This is a genomic window from Flavobacterium cheongpyeongense (assembly GCF_003202435.1).
GTDB lineage: Bacteria > Bacteroidota > Bacteroidia > Flavobacteriales > Flavobacteriaceae > Flavobacterium > Flavobacterium cheongpyeongense.
Window position 1 is genome coordinate 170,797 of record NZ_QJHK01000002.1, and the last position, 19,222, is coordinate 190,018.

General features: G+C 34.0%; 10 protein-coding genes. 4 read left to right on the top strand and 6 right to left on the bottom strand.

Annotated features, from left to right (window positions below; all coding sequences use genetic code 11):
* Positions 1-4 precede the first annotated feature (4 nt).
* Positions 5-6,070 carry a hypothetical protein gene (locus DMB65_RS02855; protein ID WP_110305164.1) on the bottom strand — a complete coding sequence of 2,022 codons (6,066 nt, stop codon included), beginning with the start codon at positions 6,068-6,070 and terminating at the stop codon, positions 5-7.
* A gap of 969 nt (positions 6,071-7,039) precedes the next feature.
* On the opposite strand from DMB65_RS02855, the gene DMB65_RS02860 reads away from it, so the two are divergent.
* From DMB65_RS02860 to DMB65_RS02875, 4 genes are read left to right on the top strand one after another with little or no spacing between them, the layout of a single operon-like run.
* Positions 7,040-7,474 (top strand): thioredoxin family protein, encoded by a 435-nt coding sequence (locus DMB65_RS02860; protein WP_110305165.1) that lies wholly within the window; start codon positions 7,040-7,042, stop codon positions 7,472-7,474.
* A gap of 11 nt (positions 7,475-7,485) precedes the next feature.
* A complete protein-coding gene (locus DMB65_RS02865; protein WP_110305166.1) occupies positions 7,486-8,409 on the top strand; it encodes an FAD:protein FMN transferase in 924 nt (307 codons plus the stop codon).
* Positions 8,406-8,639: a DUF4266 domain-containing protein gene (locus tag DMB65_RS02870; protein ID WP_110305167.1), complete on the top strand. Its 234-nt coding sequence runs from the start codon at positions 8,406-8,408 to the stop codon at positions 8,637-8,639. Before DMB65_RS02865 ends, DMB65_RS02870 begins: the two co-directional genes overlap by 4 nt.
* Positions 8,640-8,657: 18 nt before the next feature.
* Positions 8,658-9,839 carry a DUF3570 domain-containing protein gene (locus tag DMB65_RS02875; RefSeq protein WP_110305168.1) on the top strand — a complete coding sequence of 394 codons (1,182 nt, stop codon included), beginning with the start codon at positions 8,658-8,660 and terminating at the stop codon, positions 9,837-9,839.
* Between the two features lie 417 nt (positions 9,840-10,256).
* Here DMB65_RS02875 and DMB65_RS02880 read toward each other — a convergent pair whose 3' ends face one another.
* The 5 genes from DMB65_RS02880 to DMB65_RS02900 all read right to left on the bottom strand — a co-directional run bounded on the left by DMB65_RS02880 (position 10,257) and on the right by DMB65_RS02900 (position 19,214).
* Complete coding sequence (locus DMB65_RS02880) at positions 10,257-12,170, bottom strand: sialate O-acetylesterase (RefSeq protein WP_110305169.1); 1,914 nt, start codon at positions 12,168-12,170, stop codon at positions 10,257-10,259.
* Positions 12,171-12,190: 20 nt separating this feature from the next.
* Positions 12,191-13,819 carry a GH35 family beta-galactosidase gene (locus tag DMB65_RS02885; RefSeq protein ID WP_110305405.1) on the bottom strand — a complete coding sequence of 543 codons (1,629 nt, stop codon included), beginning with the start codon at positions 13,817-13,819 and terminating at the stop codon, positions 12,191-12,193.
* A 131-nt stretch (positions 13,820-13,950) separates the two neighbouring features.
* Positions 13,951-16,152, bottom strand: coding sequence for an endo-1,4-beta-xylanase (locus DMB65_RS02890; RefSeq protein WP_110305406.1), 2,202 nt, complete (start codon positions 16,150-16,152; stop codon positions 13,951-13,953).
* 13 nt (positions 16,153-16,165) lie between these two features.
* On the bottom strand, positions 16,166-17,545 hold the full coding sequence (locus DMB65_RS02895; protein ID WP_110305407.1) for a glycan-binding surface protein: 1,380 nt from the start codon (positions 17,543-17,545) through the stop codon (positions 16,166-16,168).
* Positions 17,546-17,582: 37 nt separating this feature from the next.
* Positions 17,583-19,214, bottom strand: coding sequence for a RagB/SusD family nutrient uptake outer membrane protein (locus DMB65_RS02900; protein ID WP_110305408.1), 1,632 nt, complete (start codon positions 19,212-19,214; stop codon positions 17,583-17,585).
* Positions 19,215-19,222: the final 8 nt, after the last annotated feature.

Sequence of the window (19,222 nt, forward strand, 5' to 3'; positions counted from 1 at the left end):
AAAATTACCAAGTTGGACTGATTGAACTTAAATTGCAATCATACGTTAATGATGCAGAATCATTTCCTTTGCTTCCAACTCGAACTTTAGTTAAATGGGTTCCATTGATGGAATGATAAAAACTAACATAGAAATATTGTCTAGCTTTTATACCTCCGATTTTATATTTATTATATTCTGTTTTGTCAATACCGACATAAATTATATTATTAACATTTTTAATCGAAACTTTATCAGTTGGGAAGTTTACGTTTTCATAAAGTGAGATATTATCATTAATATTGAAAGAATAGGTAAGCACGGTCACCACCATATTATTCATATTCAAACTAGGGGATAGTTCCGTTCCATTAACAACTGTTACACTGGTAGGGCAAAATTTGCTTGGATCAACCGGACACTTGACATTTGGGTAAGTTTGATATACCGGGGATAATTTTCTGATTAATGATTTAGTCTGACCATTTTGTACTTTTAAACTGCCTTTTCCTGTATGAGATTCTGTTGAAACCAAATCGGGCGGCATAGTATTAAATCCAAAATGTGTATTCGGCTTCCATGACTTTATTTCTTCGAATCCTTCAAATCCCATTTGTTGGTATTTCGAATTGGATGCTACCGCAATTGGTAATTTATACCCATACCCATATTGTGCTGCACTATAACGATCCAGGGCATCCTTGTTTTCCAGTTCGGGACCATACGGACTTACTTTTGTAACGCTGCTGGCATAGGTCCAATTATCAGTTTTTGCAATCCATATACCATTAGAAATTTGATAAAATGGAATGAAATTATTAAAAAAACCTTCATTTCTTGGATCATTAGTATTAGTTGCTGATGTAGCATTTCTTCCTGTCAAATACGCGTATGATTTCTCGGCTTTCCAATTTCCTTTAATATTCCATAAATAAGGATTTAATTTTAAATCAAATGAATAAACAGGAGTGCCGTCTTCGGAAGTATATGGAGCGCCCGTATATACTGTTACAGGCACACCTCCGGAACCAGTATAAGTTACATATTTATTTGGATCTCTTTCAGGATAAAGTGGTAAGCCAGATTCTTTTTGGGTGTTCCAAAAATCTTTATACACAATAGCATTTGCATTTAGAATTTTAGGATTAATTGACGCGGAACTGGAATAAATAAAACTATTTGCATTTAAATCACCATTGGCAATTGGGTTTGTCATCGTTGTTATGGTCGCCATCGGTGCTGATTGCAAATTGCGATAACCGGAACGTATAATTTTAAATTTAATACTATTGGTGTCTGCGCATGGGTTAGTATAATTTCCATTTCGATCCATCAATAATATAGCACCATTATTGACTGATACAACCCATAATTTGTACGCTGTTGGTTGGTTTTGCGGAAATACTTCAGAGGTTTGTGTTAGACCGTCTTTTATGTAAAGTTCATCCCCAACATGAAATATACCAGTTAATGGTCCAGTATAATTTTCTAATGTATATCCAGCATCTTTATTTACAGGATCAGTACCAACAGGTGTAGCTGAAGTTTTTGCAATTAAAGTACCTTCAATACCAATATTTTTACTGGCCATTCCCATTCCGTCATACATCCAGTAGGCGGGATAGGTAAAGGAATAATAATTATCGTTGTATTCGTTTTGAGTCTGGGTCAAAATAACTTCGCCGCTATCAGCATCCCAGGCTATATTTTTAGTATTTATTGTAGAACCTAAATCATAAGCTGTTTTTTCAAGGAGAATACCCGATTTGTGAACATGTTTTGTCGTTACCGCAGTGCGCAGTAAATTTTCATGATAAGACAATTTCGGAATAACTTTAGGTACAAATACAGGGAAAATACCAAACAAAACAGTGGCGACATTCGCATCAAATCCTACAAGGTTGGTTTCAGAATGGCTTTCATTAAAATCATTCACTAAATCATAATCAACACCTATTAATTTCGTTTCAACCTCTCCTGCCGAATTGATTGTTGTTAAATTGTTAACTAAATTTTGATCTGCATCAACATTGTATTTATATTTTACATACGAAGTTGGGACAGCAGGACTCGCAGGATTTTGCTGTAAAAGTAAATCAGCCTGGCTCTCAGCATATACATATTGTGATTTCATTTTGCCATTCATGTCATTGGTTTCAATTGAATAACCTTGTGACATGGTAAGATGGTTTCTTACTCTTACATTTGCTGTTTTAATTGCAGCCCCTAAAATATCATTCGGTACTATATCTGGTCTGGTATCTAGTTTTGTATAGTTAACTTTTGTTGGAAAATCATAACTTGTATAATGTTCTGTAACAACAATACCTGTGGCGTGTTTTTTTACCTTAAACTGTGTTGCCTCATCTTTACGTTCGAGGTTTTTTACTGTGACGCGCGAATAAGTAATTCTTGGCGCAGGAAAAAAGTCTTTTCCAAATGGTTTTTCAATGTAATTGTTTTCTTTTGGGGCAGCAATATTTTCGGCATAATTTCCCTGATTATTATAAAAAGGTTCTACCAAAGGATTTTCGGAGCAGGAATTAGGCTCGAAAGTAGCAACACCACTGGATTTTCCAAATTCATTTTTGTAGGTATAGGTCTGTCCATATTGCATCGTATCTGGATCTGAATTTTCATCACCTGTATTGCCAAGCATTTTACCCCAGTTGTCACTTAATTTTATTGAGGTTACTCTTAAACCGCCACCTAATTTGCTTCCTGTAGGATTTTCTAGTCGTATCCAGGATTTATTTGGGTCAAAATTACTGGCGCAGCCTTTATCATTTAAAGCTTTATTAGGACCATTAAAGATCTCAGAAATAGCCTTAATACTTCCTACTAAATCTTTAACAATTGAAGTAAAATCATCATTTACGCTGTCCCCTCCTAAACTGTAAACAACTCGATTTAGATACGTTCTGCCAAATCCCCAGCCTGCTTTTGCTATTGGATTAACATTATCGTTTGAGTTAGTCCCGCCATCAAGCTTTAAAAATTCTAAAGGAATTGAAACTACTGTGCCTTCTGATCGTTCAGTTATCGTTATTGGATTAGCTTCTTCATCTTTAATTTTAAAATAACCCGAAACATATTCCTTCTGCCAGCTTTTGCTTGTCATATTCAATAAAAAGCGAAACTGTATGGGTTTGTCTAAATTTTCTTCTAAATATTTTGCAATAAATTCGTCTTTGTTTGTAACTGAAGTTTCATTATTTAATTTGACATACAGATATTTGTTTTGTGAGCCATTACCGTATAATGTGCTGGTTATAGTAGTTGGGGGAACAGGAACGTTTCCACATCCTAAAACCTTAAACATCTGCATAGCCTTTTTGTTTTGAACATATTGATAATCATCACTTTCGGTTTCGATGGAAATTTTTCCGCCAGAAGGCAAAGTAACGGTCTTTAATGTCCACGCACCGGTATATAAATTCGCCTTTACCAAATCTTGTTCTACAAAAGGAAATTCTGCAGTTGATAAATCGGATGAAGTTATTTCACTGTTTCCGCTATGTTCAGGATTCACTTTGTAATTACCCCAGATGTCAAACCCTTTTAAATCATAATCCGGATTATTAGTTCCGTAATCAAAAACATAAGGTGTATATTTTCCCATTTTCGAACCTCTGTATGTAAAATAAACACGTTCTAATGTCAACTTTCCTTTTGCATTATCACCTGTTAGTTCCACAGCGGTTCCGTCATTGTTTGGCATTCCTTTGCATAAGTTATAATTGTAAACAAAATGGGCTGTTTTTATAGGTTTTATTGCGCCATCTTCACCCGGATCCGTAATACCACCTGCTGAATTGGATACTTCAGGCAGCGAATATAGTCTTATGGATTTAATTTTATACATTTTTCCGGAACCTGAACCTATACCACCAGTTTCTCCCAGAGCACCTCTGGCATCTTTCCTTTCCTCCAGATCAAAGAAGGCCACATGTGTTTTAGTGACAATTCGGGTTAAATATTTTAATTCTTTTTCGCCATACAAATAGGTTCCTTTTTCATCTTCTTTTTTAGAAATAAGCCCTCTGTTATAAGTGGCCATATTTTCTTCATACGGAATTCTCCATTTATAATTAGAATTTTTGCTTTCATACTCAAATTTAGTATAACTTCCCAAATCATTAATGGAGGGACCATTGTCATCAATGTCCTGATAGTCGGTGGACAAAACTGAAGTTAATAAATAAGAGTGTGCATAAGAGGGTGTAGTAATTTTATTTAAATACTGATCGCTTTTATTGTCTGGACTGTAATTTTTAGTTAGATCTGCATCATAAGGAACTAATCCACTGGTATTGTTTCCGGTTTTACCCGACACATCAAAAGTTGCTTCTACTTTTTTGGTGTTATAAACGGTATTTCCGTACACATAGGTGGTGCCATTATTTTGTACTACTTTTATACCGGCTGTATGATGTAGTTTGGCATTGGGGTTTCTTATAATGAAATTAGAGTCTCTGATTGCTTCTTCGTCAGTGATTTTTTGAACTAGTTGATTTCTTAGTACGCGTTTAGTTCTTTTAATTGGAATTTGACTTGTCTCGCTGGTTTCATTATAATATCTAGGTGTTAGGGTTCTGCTTTTGGATGGTCCGTCAAGTCCAAATCGCAACGGATTTGTATTTTGGATTCCGTTGTAAATATTAATTTCCGGATCTGCTGACATGCTTCCAACCAGCCTAAAACTTACAGGTTCATAACCGGGAGCTTTTTTATCTGTATTTTTTTCTTCTAAATGTTTTATCGTATTATTATTCTGAAACCAGCCATCAGTTGAACTAACTGTAGTTGTTTTTTTAAAGTCAAAACCCCAATGCAGTAATTCCCCAATCCCAAATTCTGCTCCTGTACTAATTCCTGTTCCTCTGTCTACAACGGCGTCGTTGTAAACATAACTTACTTTTGAACGATATGGTCTAAACATTCCTGAAACACCCTGTCCTTCAATATTATAGGTATCGTAGGTGTAATTTGTGACAGGAAGTGCCGTGGTGTTTTCAGAAACATTTCTTTCATATTCTCTGTTAAAGTCCAATATTCCAGATTGCTTCTTTTTATATTCAGTATATTCATACCCAAAGGCTTTTTCTGGACGATATTTATACTCCGGTGCAATTTCCTGATAAGATCCGTATCCGGTCATTTGGAACTGCGGCTCTAAGAACCAGGCTTCAATACCCACGGCACCATTAAAACTAAAACTGTAATTATTAAACCCTATTCGTTTACTTGGTGTAAAACTTTGATTATTAAAAGAAATACTTCCTCCAATACTCTCTTTATTTTCTATACGAGTATCATGATTAGATTCACAATTTGCAACATACGCTTTGTTTTTTACTGATGCAGATAAATTAAGATTCTCAAGTCCTTTTCGACTATTGAATCCCAATCCTATTGTACCTGTACCATCGATGTAATTAACTACACCACTTGATTGTGTTGTCATTTTTTGGGAAATACTTAGTGAAGGGGTCACACTTGCACCCTCAGTAACTGAACTTGTAAAATTTAGTCCAACGCCTACTTCGTCGCTTAAATTAAAACCGACTCCAAACGAAGGCCGGAAAGAAACACCTTCATAATTGTTGTATTCTACTCCAATACCGGCACCGGCTGTAAACAATTTGCTGTCAGTTCCTGCAAATGCCAGATTTACACCTAAATTAGTACCTACGGTTATATTCTTTTTCAGGTTATTTTCATAAAGTATTTCATCACCATTAAAATCATCTGGTAATCCCCGAACCTGACGCTCAATCTGACCTATATTTAAATTCCAGCCTAATCCTACCCATGAGGCTTCCTGATCCATCGTAATTCCAGAATTGTAGGAAAGATTTATAGGGTATCCACCTACATCCATGATCGGGATGTTGTAATTAAAATCTCCATTAGTTAAATCTACCATATCAGATGTACCGATAGGAGTAAATGCATTAAACTCTGGTTGTGTCGGACCACTTGTTAAAGCATACATCTGAAGAGGCTGTAAAGTTTCTAACAGAATCATCATGGCTAAATAAATAGCGATTGTTTTTTTTATTTTGCTTATTTTTTTTTGCTTAATCATAATAGTATTTCAGTATAGATATTATTGAGTGGGATATTTAATGAAATCATTTGGAGATAATAAGAACATAATTTGAAAGATGGTTAGTTCTATGAGAATTATTTTTGTTTGATTCTTTTAATTTACTGATGGATCTTTTATGATTTAATAACGTTTATTAAATTATACTTGTCAAATATTTTCAGGCAGAACACTTATTTTATTATATTCTAGACATTTTAAAAGAGCATATAAAAATTAAAATCGTAATTAACTTAATACTCATAGCTGTTTACAGATGTGTGTTTTTTTTACACAAAAAAACTTGTTAAATTTAACTACAAACTTAAAATTTTTCATTCACGAAATAATAATTTTTAAAATAATAATTTTCAACCATTTAGTTAAATAATTGTTGATAACTAATAATAAAATATAATACTATGCTTGATAGCTTTATTATTGTGGTATTAGTATTCCGAATATTTTATGTCACTTAATTGGTTTCTGATAATTCTCAAACAAAAGAACTGAATGTACCACTAATTGGTCAATGTGAATTTTAAATAATAATTACTTTTTTTATCGGTGCTTTTCCGGTTATTCTGATCAATCTATATAACTTTATTCTTTTATAGTTCTTTTTAAAATATAAATTCTATTTATACCTTTATCTTTTTTCACACTTCTTTTTTTTGATTTATTTTAATGCCAAAGTGTATTATACTATTAATCGTTATCGAATTTATATTGCTTTTGGAACCGATTTTCTTAGACATATTATGCATTAATAACTCTATAAAAAGCAATACCTGCATATTGATATAAAACGCAAAGATTCAAGTTGAAAATCAGTATTGATAATACGTGCACCTAACTTTCAGAAAAACAGAAAAGGAAGAGTTAAATATTAATCAAATATTAAGCGATTAAAAAAAATAAAATATATTTACAATTCGTTATTTTGTAAATATTAAAATATACTATAAAATGAAACTAACAGCATTATTACTTTTGATTACATTTCTTCCTATAAATTGGGAACCGGACTTTAATAATGCTAAAAAAACAGCAAAAGAGAAGAACGAATTAATTCTTTTAAATTTTTCTGGTTCAGACTGGTGCGGACCATGTATTGTTTTACACAGAGATTATCTGGGAAATCCGAACTTTACTCAAATGGCAAATGATAATTTGATATTGGTCAACGCTGATTTTCCAAGAAAAAAGAAAAATATCGGAACACCGGAGCAGGTAAAAAGAAACGAAGAGTTAGCTGAAATTTATAATAAAGAAGGAAGTTTTCCACTGACGCTACTTTTGGATTCAGATGGTAAAGTTCTTAAAATCTGGCGTGGAAAACCGGAAATTACCCCTGATGAATGGACTGCCGAAATAAAAGCAATCTGCGACAGTAAAAAATAAAATATAAAAAGATGCAAAAATATTCAAAATCCTTAAAACTCATGGGAAACAGCTTTACTATTACAGTTGTAGCTGAAAATGAGAAAACAGGAAATGAGAATATTAACCTGGCTGTTGAAGAAATCAGAAGAATTGAAAAACTTCTGACTACTTATAATGATGATAGTCAAACTAATTTAATTAATAGAAATGCTGGTATACAACCCACAGTTGTAGATGCTGAAGTTTTCAGTCTAATTGAAAGATGTCTCGGAATTTCAAAGATTACACAAGGAGCGTTTGATATATCGTATGGCAGTATCGATAAGAGTCTGTGGAACTTCGATAAAGCAATGACAAAATTGCCTGACGCTGAAACGGCTTTAAAAATGGTACATCTTATTGATTACAGAAATATTGTTCTGGATAAAGAGAATTATTCTGTCTTTCTAAAAGAAAAAGGTATGCGGATAGGTTTTGGAGGAATCGGAAAAGGTTATGCAGCAGAGATGGCGAAACAGATCTTAATAAAACAAAATGTACTTAGTGGAATTATCAATGCCAGCGGAGACTTATCAGCCTGGGGATTACAACCAGATGGTAAAAGATGGACTATTGGTGTAGCCGACCCAGACTCCCCAAATACCCCATTTTCTTATATGGAAATATCCAATAAAGCGGTAGCTACATCAGGGAATTATGAAAAATTTGTAACTATTAACAATAAAAAATATTCACATACTATTGACCCCAATACCGGTTTACCTATTACCGGAATAAAAAGTGTTACCATTATTGCTTCAAATGCCGAATTTGCAGATGCTATGGCAACACCTATTGCAGTGATGGGAATAAAGGCTGGCTTATATTTAATTGACCAGATACCTGATTTATATTGTATTATAATCGACGATAACAACAAAATTTACACTTCAAAAAACATTCGCCTAAAATGAAAAAGCCAAAGCAACAAAATTTCGTATTGCTATGTAGTATTGCTTTCACAGGCATCCTACTCTCTTCTTGCACTTCGGTAAAAGAATACCAAAAAGAAAAAATAAACGATTCTGAGATGGTATTGTCTAACAGGAAAATCGAAAAGACAGAACTCAGTTTTCAATCCTACCGTGAAGGAGCTTCCGGTGCAAATTCTGGCAAAAGTGGCGGTGGCTGCGGCTGTAACTAATTTTCATACTATAAAAAAATGAAAAGAATATTCATTACAGGACTTGCTTTATTAGGATTATTCCAATTGAGAGCACAAAATATTCCTACAGACTCTACTGCTTATAAGAGTAAAAAATTAAAACTTGAAGAAGTAAATTTAGTTTCGAGTTATTACAAACAAGATGGAAACAATTCCGCAGTTACAGGCGGAACCGGCTCTGAACATCTTACAGATATTGCAAATACTATTGATGTTAAATTAGTTAAATACGGAGAAACCGGAATTAAGCATACTTTTGATATCGAAGCGGGTATTGACCATTACACATCTGCTTCCTCAGATATGATAGATTTAAGTGCAAATTCATCTGCTTCTTCTTCTGATAATCGTTTCTACCCTTCTTTAACATATTTAAGGGAAAATGAAGCAGCCGGAAGAACCATTGGTATTGGTGTTTCATCATCAACCGAATATGATTATCAGTCTTTTGGTGGAAACATCAGTTTTTCGCAAAAAACAAAAGATAAAAACGGTGAATTTACTGCAAAATTTCAAACTTTTATCGATCAACTAAAATTAATTCAGCCTGTTGGGGCCTCTACGAGTGAAGAATATGGAAGTAGTGCCAATAGAAATACTTTTGCAGGAACTTTAAGCTATTCTCAGATTGTAAATAAAAACCTTCAAATAATGATTATAGGAGATGTTATTAGTCAAAACGGCTATTTGAGTCTTCCTTTTCACAGGGTTTATTTTGCAAACGGATCTGTAAATCAGGAAAAAATGCCGGATACGAGATTAAAAATTCCTTTAGGTTTCAGAGCCAGCTATTTTTTGGGAGATAATATGATTATTAGGGCTTATTATAGATATTACACAGATGATTGGAGCTTAAAAGCGCATACGGCTGATCTCGAAATTCCTGTGAAGTTATCACAAGCTTTTTCGATTAGTCCATTTTACAGATATTATACGCAAACAGGAACCAAATATTTTAAACCTTATGGTGAACATACAGCTGCTGATGCATATTATACCAGCAACTATGATTTATCAAAGTTTGACAGCAGTTTCTTTGGTATGGGAATGAAATTCACACCTCCTAATGGCATCTTTGGTCTTAAACACTGGAATACATTAGAGATTCGTTACGGTCATTATACCAGAACCACTAATATGACTTCGGATATTATAAGTATCAACATTAAGTATAAATAAAAGGTATTAATTTTAATCTGACTTAATTTCAAATTATAATAAAGCGTTAAAATAACTTGTTCATAAAAAAGTTGAGATCATCCCCGGAGGTTCTCAACTTTTTTTTAAAAAGGAAGTATAAAATGGATCATTTCCTATAAGATTTTAATCAATTTTATCTTATGGTTCTTTATAATTATTCTTCTGTGTTTTATGATAATTTTGAGAGGGTTCTAAAATACCTTTTGGAGATGCTAATATTATGCTTTGATTAATTTCAAATTTTATACCTGTTGGATCAACTAATTTCAGAGTGGTGGACAAACTAAAAAATCTTTTTTGCCCTTAATGTAAAGTCTTTATATAATTCAGATTTTTCACAGAATAAAAAGCTAAATTTTTAAAATATTAATAGTTTTGATGTACTCTTATTCGAATTTAAATTTTACCTTCAAAAGGCGAAGCAGGTAAATTTTCCTTATTGTATAAATTAGCCTCCGAAGGATTGTCAGCCCATGCGTATCTCACTTTCATTGGATTTGGAATTGAACCACTCCAAACAATAATTTTATCGTTTAAAATTTTAGCATTTGCCCAAACATATTTTCCATCGGTACCAGCGATAGCGAAACCTTTTAAAACAGCGTTATTTTTTGGTATTAATCCGCTTCCGATATCTGAAAAACTTAGAATTAACTTATTTTGCTCTCTCTTCATGGATTGAAAAAGCGGGCCAGATGAAACCAATTTTTTTTCTCCATAAACCATTTTTCTTGCCTGTAAAGCCAGCCTGTGCCCTACATCATATTTATTTAAAGGATGAATGTCATTCCATTCGCCTGCATCTATTATTACTGCCATCGCAGTATTAGGAACAGATAACGTATTTTTTTGCTGCTGTCTTAGTTCTGCCCAATTGCTTTCAACCGGTTCTGCCTTAGTCTCCATATAATTAGCAAGCTGCACATATAAAAAAGGAAAATCACCCTGTTTCCATTCTGTTCTCCAATTACTAATTAATGTTTTCATTAAAGCTGAATATTCTACCGGATTTTTGGTACTTGATTCACCCTGATACCAAAGGACACCTTTGATTGCAAAGTTTTTCAGTGGGGCAATCATGGCATTATAAAGTCCAACGGGTTTCCATCGGATAAAAGTTTGTGATGGTAAAGGACGCATTTTTGTTCCTAATTTATATTTCCATAAACCGCTTAAATCTATCGAATCATTTCCACTTACTAATTGATATTCCTTATCCATAACAAAACCTCCCTTGCCTGAGTTGTTTATTACACGAATGACCATTTCGTTTTTTCCTTCTTTTAAAATATTGGATTTAAAAGTATATTTTCTGGGCGGATACAGATAGGAAGTAGTTCCTACGAAATGACCGTTTACAAAAACAGAATCGGCATCTACAATTCGTCCTAAAGTAAGTTTAACCGTGTTCTCCTTAACTTTTGAAATTTTAAATTCTTTTCGGAACCAGACGGCTCCGTTTACATTTCCCAATTTATTATCTGCCCAATAACCCGGAACATCCATCGTATTCCAGTCAGCATCATTCAATTCTGGATTTGACCATTTGTTCTTTAAACCTTCATCCGTTTTATTCAGTAACTGGTACCATTCATTATTGATTTTTTTATCATTTGATTCAATTTGAGCAATCAGATTTTTATCCTTAAATCTTTGATATTCGTGATAGAATTCCGGAAACTTTTTAATTCCTTCCTCATTTATCCAGGATTCAGCAGGAGAACCTCCCAAAGCAGCATTAATCAATCCGATTGGAATTTTATACTTTTCATAAATTTCATTAGCAAAAAAATACCCCACAGCTGAAAATTGCAGAATATTAGCCGGAGTCACTGAAACCCAATGACCTGAAGAAAAATCAGTGTTCTCCTTTTCGAAATCATATTGATCTGGTACTAAAAATTGTCTGATATCTTGGTTATGTGCATTTGCAATTATTTTACTGTATTTGTCCTTAACACGCTCCATTGGAAGTTCCATATTAGATTGTCCCGAGCAAATCCAGACATCGCCAAAAAGGATGTTTTTTAAAGTAATGGTATTACTTGCTTTAAAAACCATTGTATAAGGTCCGCCAGCTTTTTGTGAAGGCAGCATAATTGTCCATTTTCCGTCTTCAGCAGTAATTGTTTTGTAACTTTTATGATTAAAGGTTAATTCGATTTTTTCATTGGCAGCAGCCCAGCCCCAAATTTTCACTTTGATATTACGCTGTAAAATCATGCCGTCACTTATTAATCTGGGCAATTTTATTTGAGAATTCATTGCCAGGCTAGCGAATAATGCAATCAGCAATACTGTCTTTTTCATCTTAAAATTATGGATTTAAATTATTCATAAGTATACAGTTTTAGCTTTTGAATTTCATAATCACCCACCGAAATTCTAAGATGTCTTCCCTGATGAGTCTGATCTCCATTAAAATGTCTGATTGTTTTCCAAACGTCATTTTCAAATATTCCCTGATCAGTTTTTAAAATTCCGGCGTTAAGTTCCATACTTTTTAAAGGTTTAAAAGTCACTACAATTCCGGATCCGGCAATATAAAACTCATTCGGAGCGATTTCTATAATGATGGCGCTGGACATTGGCCAGACATCTGCTTTTGCTCCATCAGACCAATTTAAGGTATAATCATGCTTAAATGTAAACTCGAAATTACCCAGTTTAATTACCTGTAATTGATTTTCTTTATCTAATAAAACTCCGTCAATTTTTCCTTGCCCTTTGTTGGCTTCGATAACAGGTGTTAATTGTTTAACCAGATTATAAATTTTGCCAAGAGGTTCTTTTTTAGCATCAACAATAGATTCTATCGAGAAAGGCGAAAAACCAATGGCTTCATAATGTCCAATAGCATATAGTCCTTTAAATGGAGCGCTTTCGTCAAAGCGATGCTCCGGAATAAAAAGCGGATCTCCCAGACGGGTAAACAAATCATTCCAATGCTTAAACAAAGGATTATAAAAATCCGGTGAGAGTAAATCAATTGAAGTTCCTGCGGCTTTCCAAATATCCATTAAATGTGGCAATGGTCCTGCACTAGGATATTCGCCCGGTTTTTTTTCAGGGGCATTTAAGGCTGCATTAACAAATAATGGTATGTCATAGGTTTCTTTTCCGGCTTTGGCTATTTTATTGGTGAATTTTGCAAAATACCACGCCATGAAAATTTCATCTGTCTGCAATCCTTTTCCAAATACCTGATTCCAGTTTCCTGAGGTTTTAAAACCATTTTTTTTCCAGACCTCAAAAAATTCCGGCACTAATTTTTCTTTGTTTTTTTGCATGTGTAGCATTAATTCATCAGGTATAGGCTTATTGAAAGCTTCGTTTGCCAATACACAATAATCCCTTGCTGTAGGCAGCATTCCAATTTCATTTTCTACCTGAACCATAATTACCGTTTGCTCCTTTTGATCAAAATCTTTAATGTGTCTCATTAGTTCCTGAAAAGCTTTTAAATCGGCTTCTAAATTATTTTCGCTGAAAGGCGTCAGAATTTCATGGCTTTTGTTTTTTTCATCTTTAACCCTGGGAAATTTTTTCTGATTTAATTTGACCCATTCCGGAACATGACTTGACATACTGTTTTTCCAGGATCCAAACCATAGAAATACCAATTTTAAATTTTCTTTCCTGGCTCTTATAATTAAATCATCTACTAATGAAAAATCAAATTTTCCTTCCTGGGGTTCTATAAGCTCCCAATAAACAGGGGTTAATACTGTATTTAGGTTCATATCAGTCAGTTTAGACCAAATTGATTCCATACTTTCCATGCTGGTTGCAGAAGAATTTCCTAATTCTCCTCCGCGGATAAGAAATGGCTTACTATTGACAATTAGCTGCGTTTTATTGCCTTTTTTTTGAAGAAATGGAATTTTATTCTGCGTAAATCCAAATTGAATTACCAGGAAACCTAATAAAATAAACCTGCTTTTTTTAAAATTAAACATTCTGTCTTTTTTAATATTAAAAATCATTTTTCAATTTCACTTTAAAAATCAAATATTTAAAAATAACGAATCCATATCAAAACCTCAAATCAATTGAGATTTTAATACGGATTCATTATAATAATACAAATTTAAGGTTGCAGTTCGCCTGAAAAGTCTTTACTCACATCTTTTCCTGCAAGACCGTCAGCTACACCTTTATAGGCATGTTTACGTTTATAGCTGGCATCCCATACGTTTGGAGATTCATCAGGCAACCAATATTCATGTTCTTGTTCGTTATCAGATACCCCCCAAATGGTTATTCCATATTGTTGAGCGGCTGGAATGTATTTTTTGTATGAATCAATAACATACTGGTACATTGCAGACTGATCTGCTAATTGTACAGGTGTTGGACTCTTTGTTCCCAAACGAATATCAAGCTCAGAGATTTTTATTAGTTTTCCTGAAGCCGCTAATTTTTGAAACATCTGATCAATTTTGGCTTTATCAGTTGTTAAAGAAATATGCATTTGGGTTCCAATCCCATCAACAGTAGCTCCTTGGCTTTCAATGTATTTAACATACTCAATTAATCCGTCACATTTATCAAGTCTTGATTCTAAATTATAGTCGTTTATAAATAATTTATCTGTAGAATTACCATATTGACGTGCTAATTTAAACGCTTTTACCGCATAATCTTTTCCTAGATATTTTACCCAGTAAAATTCATCATTTGCCATATTAGTAACAACACCGTCACGTAAACTTCCATCTTCTTTTACTGGTTCGTTTACTACATCCCAGGCATGAACATCATTTTTAAAATGCGTCATCATTTTTGAAATCCAGTCAGTCATGGCCGCATCGATCAGTTGTGTTTTTTCTGCATCTGTTTTTTCTATGGTAACTGGTCCTGTTGCACCTGAGGAAGCGTCTGCTGCTACAATCACAATATCATCAATGTATAAAGTAGCCGCAGTCTCACCAAAGTCAAAAATGAATTTTGTACGATCAGCAGTTGAAGGTTTTAATGTTCTGGTAACCTGTGTCCATGAAGTTCCAACTGCAATGCCTGAGTAATAATCGCCTGCATAAGAAGCATTTTGCAACTCAACCTGTAATGTTGCGTTTACAGATGATTTAATCCAAAAAGTACATGTATATTCTTTATCTTTAGTTAAAGCAGAAGCAAAAGTATAAACTTGTTGAGCACTATAATTATTTGCTGCTGTTGGATTTGTTAATACCATAGCATAACCGCCATTATGTCCCTCTCCATTAGCAGAAACAGAACGTGTTGAGCTATTTCCGTAACCAGACCACGGCGATAAAGTATTTCCTTCAAAATTACCATTAGAAATTAGATTTGTAACTGCCGGAGCAGCATCTAAATCAACCACATTAAGAGTATTTATATCAATCAAATAGGTAACATTTGGTAAATATCCTAAATCTAAATTGAACTGGAAGCTGGTAGCTCCTGAAGCGAAATCACCGGGAGCTAGTTTAATCTTTACCTGCTTCCATGCTGATGTTGTTGAAAATGCTTCTGTCCATGATCCACCAGTAGCAAACCAATCTTTCCAGGGATACATATTGGTCAAACTTGAGTTGAAAGAGACACGCCCCTTACCTGTTACATCTGATTTTATGAAAAAAGAAACTTCATAATTATGATTGCTCACAATTGGAACAGCTGGTGACGTTAATTGCAAATTATAAGCTTGTGATGAAGTCGCACTTGAAATTAATTTTATGGCCTTTGAGGTACTCGTTAATCCGGCGGCATCAACAATTGAAATTCCTGCACCAGGATTATTTCTTGACCAACTGCTAAAAGTACCATCTTTTAATCCGGTAATATTTAATGTATTTGTACCACTCGAACCTGGAATAATAGTTGGAGCCAATAATCCGTTTAAGTAACTCGCATTATTATTGGAATGCCAAACCAATGTATGTCCATAAATGGATAAACCTGCATTTTTAGTTTCTGTTACAAATTTATCCATCGTTGCAAAATCAATGCTTCCGTTTGATTTTACCATCGCTCCGTGTTTCATTTCGTAACCTGGAACTACTTCATCAAAATTTGCATTAACAATACTTCTGTAAGTTTCGTCTTCTAAATACAAACTAACCCCAATCCCGTTTCCTAAATTAAAAGTAGAATAATTTTTAAGAGGTTCGTATCTCGTAATTTTTTCAGCTAATTCTAAAGGCAATTCTGATGATGCAATTTCACCATGCCCTTCAACTTTTTTCCATTCCATCAGATTATCATCACATGATGTCAATATCATTAAAGATGAAGCAATTATTGGTATTATATATTTATATTTCATTTTACTATTATTTTTAGTTTGCAAAATCATCATAAACTGGTGTATCTAAAGACACTATTCTCCAGTTATCAGTATAAACTTTTACCGTAGTTGGTTTTGAAGCAAATTCAACTGCGCTGTCGGTTCCCAAAACATCTTTCATTTTTACATCGGCATTTTCAAACCATATCCCAAAATTTTGATACGTTGCCGCTTCACGATATGCCAGTACAGTTTCGAAAGTGAAATCAGCTTTAGACCATTGATAAAATTTATTAAAAGGAATCGTAATCGTTACCCAGCCTGTTGTCTGAAAAGCAACTGATTTTCCGTCGATCAGCCAGGGAATATAATTATAAACACCTCCAGACCAGGCACCTCCGTTAAAATTATTAATAGTACATATTTTTAAGTAACCTGAATCTTTCCATGCATCGGGAACATAAATATCAAACTGAAATGCCACTTGATCTAGAGGAGTGTCTGCCGGAATATAAGGTGTTAATTGTGTTCTCCAATTGTCTACCCCTGTTCCTGCGGTCCAAACTTCTGTTGCTCTGGTTGTTGCAGCCGAAATGGAAGCAATACGATCTGGACGATGTGGTACATATTTCCCATGAGAAAGATTTGTTTGACCAATAGAAGCTGATCCCAGATCTGTTGGTGTAATCATACCAGGAATGGTTGAAGTACTCCAATACCCCTGAGTTCCGTTTCCGTCAAAATCTAAAATAATTCCTTTTTTAAAATTAAAATAAGCTGGAGAATAAACACCACCATTTGAAGTTTGTACATATAATGAACCTCCAATATCCGAAACACCATTTGGCATAGCTACGGTAAAAAACTCACCATCTTCGTCAGAAGTAATACCTGAAGTAACTTCAACATTTCCTGGAAAAATGACTTTGCTTACTTCTGTCAAACCAGATCCTTTAACAGTAATGGTTTCACCAACATTAGGCATTGTGTTTGAAACATTTGTAATTATTGGTTTTCCGGCACGAATCTCAAATGAATAAATTGTTTCGTTGTTATCATTTTCAAAACGAATTGTATTTCTAACTGAAGGATCAGCATCTAAAATAGGAGTATCAGCAGAAACACTAACCAGCATCGATTTATCTGTAACGAAAACTACGTTAAAATAAGTCGAATATCCGTTGATGTAAACTTTTCTTAATCCTTTAAAACCAGAACCTTCAATACGTAATAATTGTCCTAATCTTGCAAAATTAACTTCTCTGTCAGGTACTGATGAATTTACATCTTCTAAAAATACTTTTGTAATGGTTATCTCGCCGCCACCTTCACTGGAGTCACTATTGTCACACGCAGTAAACAACATACTAAAAATCATTATCCCAAGAAATAAGGGAATCAAATAATTTTTATTTAAAATATATTTCTTCATATTGATTGCTCTTTTATATTTATTATTTTTCATAATACTAGAATAAATCTGTTATTCTATCCTCAGTAAATTTATATGGAACAGGATTCTCTCTCAATAAAGGATTTTGAATAAGTTCAGACTCAGGATAAGGCAGAACAAAAATAGTAGCGTCAATTACACCAATCGCACGCGGGCTGGTACTTTTTGATGCATCAACAGACACAGTGTTTGTAGGTGTATCATATAAAATTGGTGTAATAGTCCCTCTGTTTTGCCCCGTAATGTAATTAATAACTTCCTGTTGTTTATAATAAGATCTGCGAACCAAATCATACCAGTATTGTCCTTCCATACACAACTCAACTCTTCTTTCATGTATAATGTCATTGTAAGTAAGACTTGATTTAGTTCCAACATTAGCCCGCAAACGAAGTTTATTAACTCCCATTAGTGCAGTTGCATCTGATGTGCTTGCATTATTTCCTAAAGCTGCCTCAGCATAATTTAAATATACTTCACCTAAACGCAGCATATAGGTGTTTAAAGCGGAATTCATACGGGTGATTTTTGAATTGTCTTTTGTAGAGCCAACAACTCCTTTTTTTACAGTTAAGAAATCCTTTCCGTGATCTACAGTAAAACCTCCATTTGATTTATTGATTTCTGCATAAAAATCATCATCTGCCATCCAGGTAGCTTTTCGGCGGTTATCAGTCGGCTCGTATTCCTTCAAAACATCATATGAAGCCCTTGTCCAATATCCCCAGGCTGCATCATCGCCTGTAATATCTGAGCTAAATGCAAAATAGGCCTGTTGTGTATTAGTTACACCATAATCTCCGTTTGGCACCCATTGCAAAGCAAACATAGATTCTGTATTGTTATTGTTCTCTATTTTGTATAAATCAGCATAATTATCCATTAAAACATAAGGGCCTTCGTTAATTACTTTTAAGGCTGCTTTTTTAGCTAAATCCAAATATTCCTCATTTCTGGTTCCACTATTAGGATTGTCACTTACTCCTGAATAAGATAAATAAACGCGCGATAGCATACCAAAAGCACTATACTTAGTTAAGCGTCCGGATTGCCCTGCCTGTGCCGGAAGGTATTTGGCAGCATACTCTAAATCACGCATAGCAAATTCATAAACATCTTTTAATGGGTTCTTATTGACTACCGGGTTTTTAACCAATTCTTTTGGATCAGTTGAAATAATCACATCACCCCATAATGAAGCTAAGTACCAATAAGCTGTTCCTCTCATAAATCTGGCTTCTGCAATATATTTGTTTTTAACATTTGCATCAACTGTACTACCTGAAATACCAATTATAACATTATTGGATTGTTGTACGACATTATATAAAGATGCCCAGGCCGATACTAATGGCCCTGTTAATCCTGTTTCTGTTAAATCTGTAAATGGATAAACATAATCAGAAAATGGAGCATAAAGGTTAGCTGAACGTCCGTCTCCTAAACCATAATAAAACTTATCATTAAAATCAAACCATACTTTGTTATATAATGGTCCTGTAGCTGCCTGAAAATCAGATTCAGTTTTATAAAAATTTTCTTTTGTAATTCGGTCTTCCGGTTCAACATCTAAAAGATCACTACAACTGGTGTAAACAAATGGTAATGCAATTAGAAGAACCCTGTAAAATATATTTTTCGTTTTCATCGTTTGTA

What these genes read in the sequence shown, in the direction of transcription:
- DMB65_RS02895 (WP_110305407.1), bottom strand. Translation starts at nt 17,545, where the DNA reads ATGAAGAAATATATTTTAAATAAAAATTATTTGATTCCCTTATTTCTT.
- DMB65_RS02860 (WP_110305165.1), top strand. Translation starts at nt 7,040, where the DNA reads ATGAAACTAACAGCATTATTACTTTTGATTACATTTCTTCCTATAAAT.
- DMB65_RS02900 (WP_110305408.1), bottom strand. Translation starts at nt 19,214, where the DNA reads ATGAAAACGAAAAATATATTTTACAGGGTTCTTCTAATTGCATTACCA.
- DMB65_RS02870 (WP_110305167.1), top strand. Translation starts at nt 8,406, where the DNA reads ATGAAAAAGCCAAAGCAACAAAATTTCGTATTGCTATGTAGTATTGCT.
- DMB65_RS02880 (WP_110305169.1), bottom strand. Translation starts at nt 12,170, where the DNA reads ATGAAAAAGACAGTATTGCTGATTGCATTATTCGCTAGCCTGGCAATG.
- DMB65_RS02875 (WP_110305168.1), top strand. Translation starts at nt 8,658, where the DNA reads ATGAAAAGAATATTCATTACAGGACTTGCTTTATTAGGATTATTCCAA.
- DMB65_RS02855 (WP_110305164.1), bottom strand. Translation starts at nt 6,070, where the DNA reads ATGATTAAGCAAAAAAAAATAAGCAAAATAAAAAAAACAATCGCTATT.
- DMB65_RS02890 (WP_110305406.1), bottom strand. Translation starts at nt 16,152, where the DNA reads ATGAAATATAAATATATAATACCAATAATTGCTTCATCTTTAATGATA.
- DMB65_RS02865 (WP_110305166.1), top strand. Translation starts at nt 7,486, where the DNA reads ATGCAAAAATATTCAAAATCCTTAAAACTCATGGGAAACAGCTTTACT.
- DMB65_RS02885 (WP_110305405.1), bottom strand. Translation starts at nt 13,819, where the DNA reads ATGTTTAATTTTAAAAAAAGCAGGTTTATTTTATTAGGTTTCCTGGTA.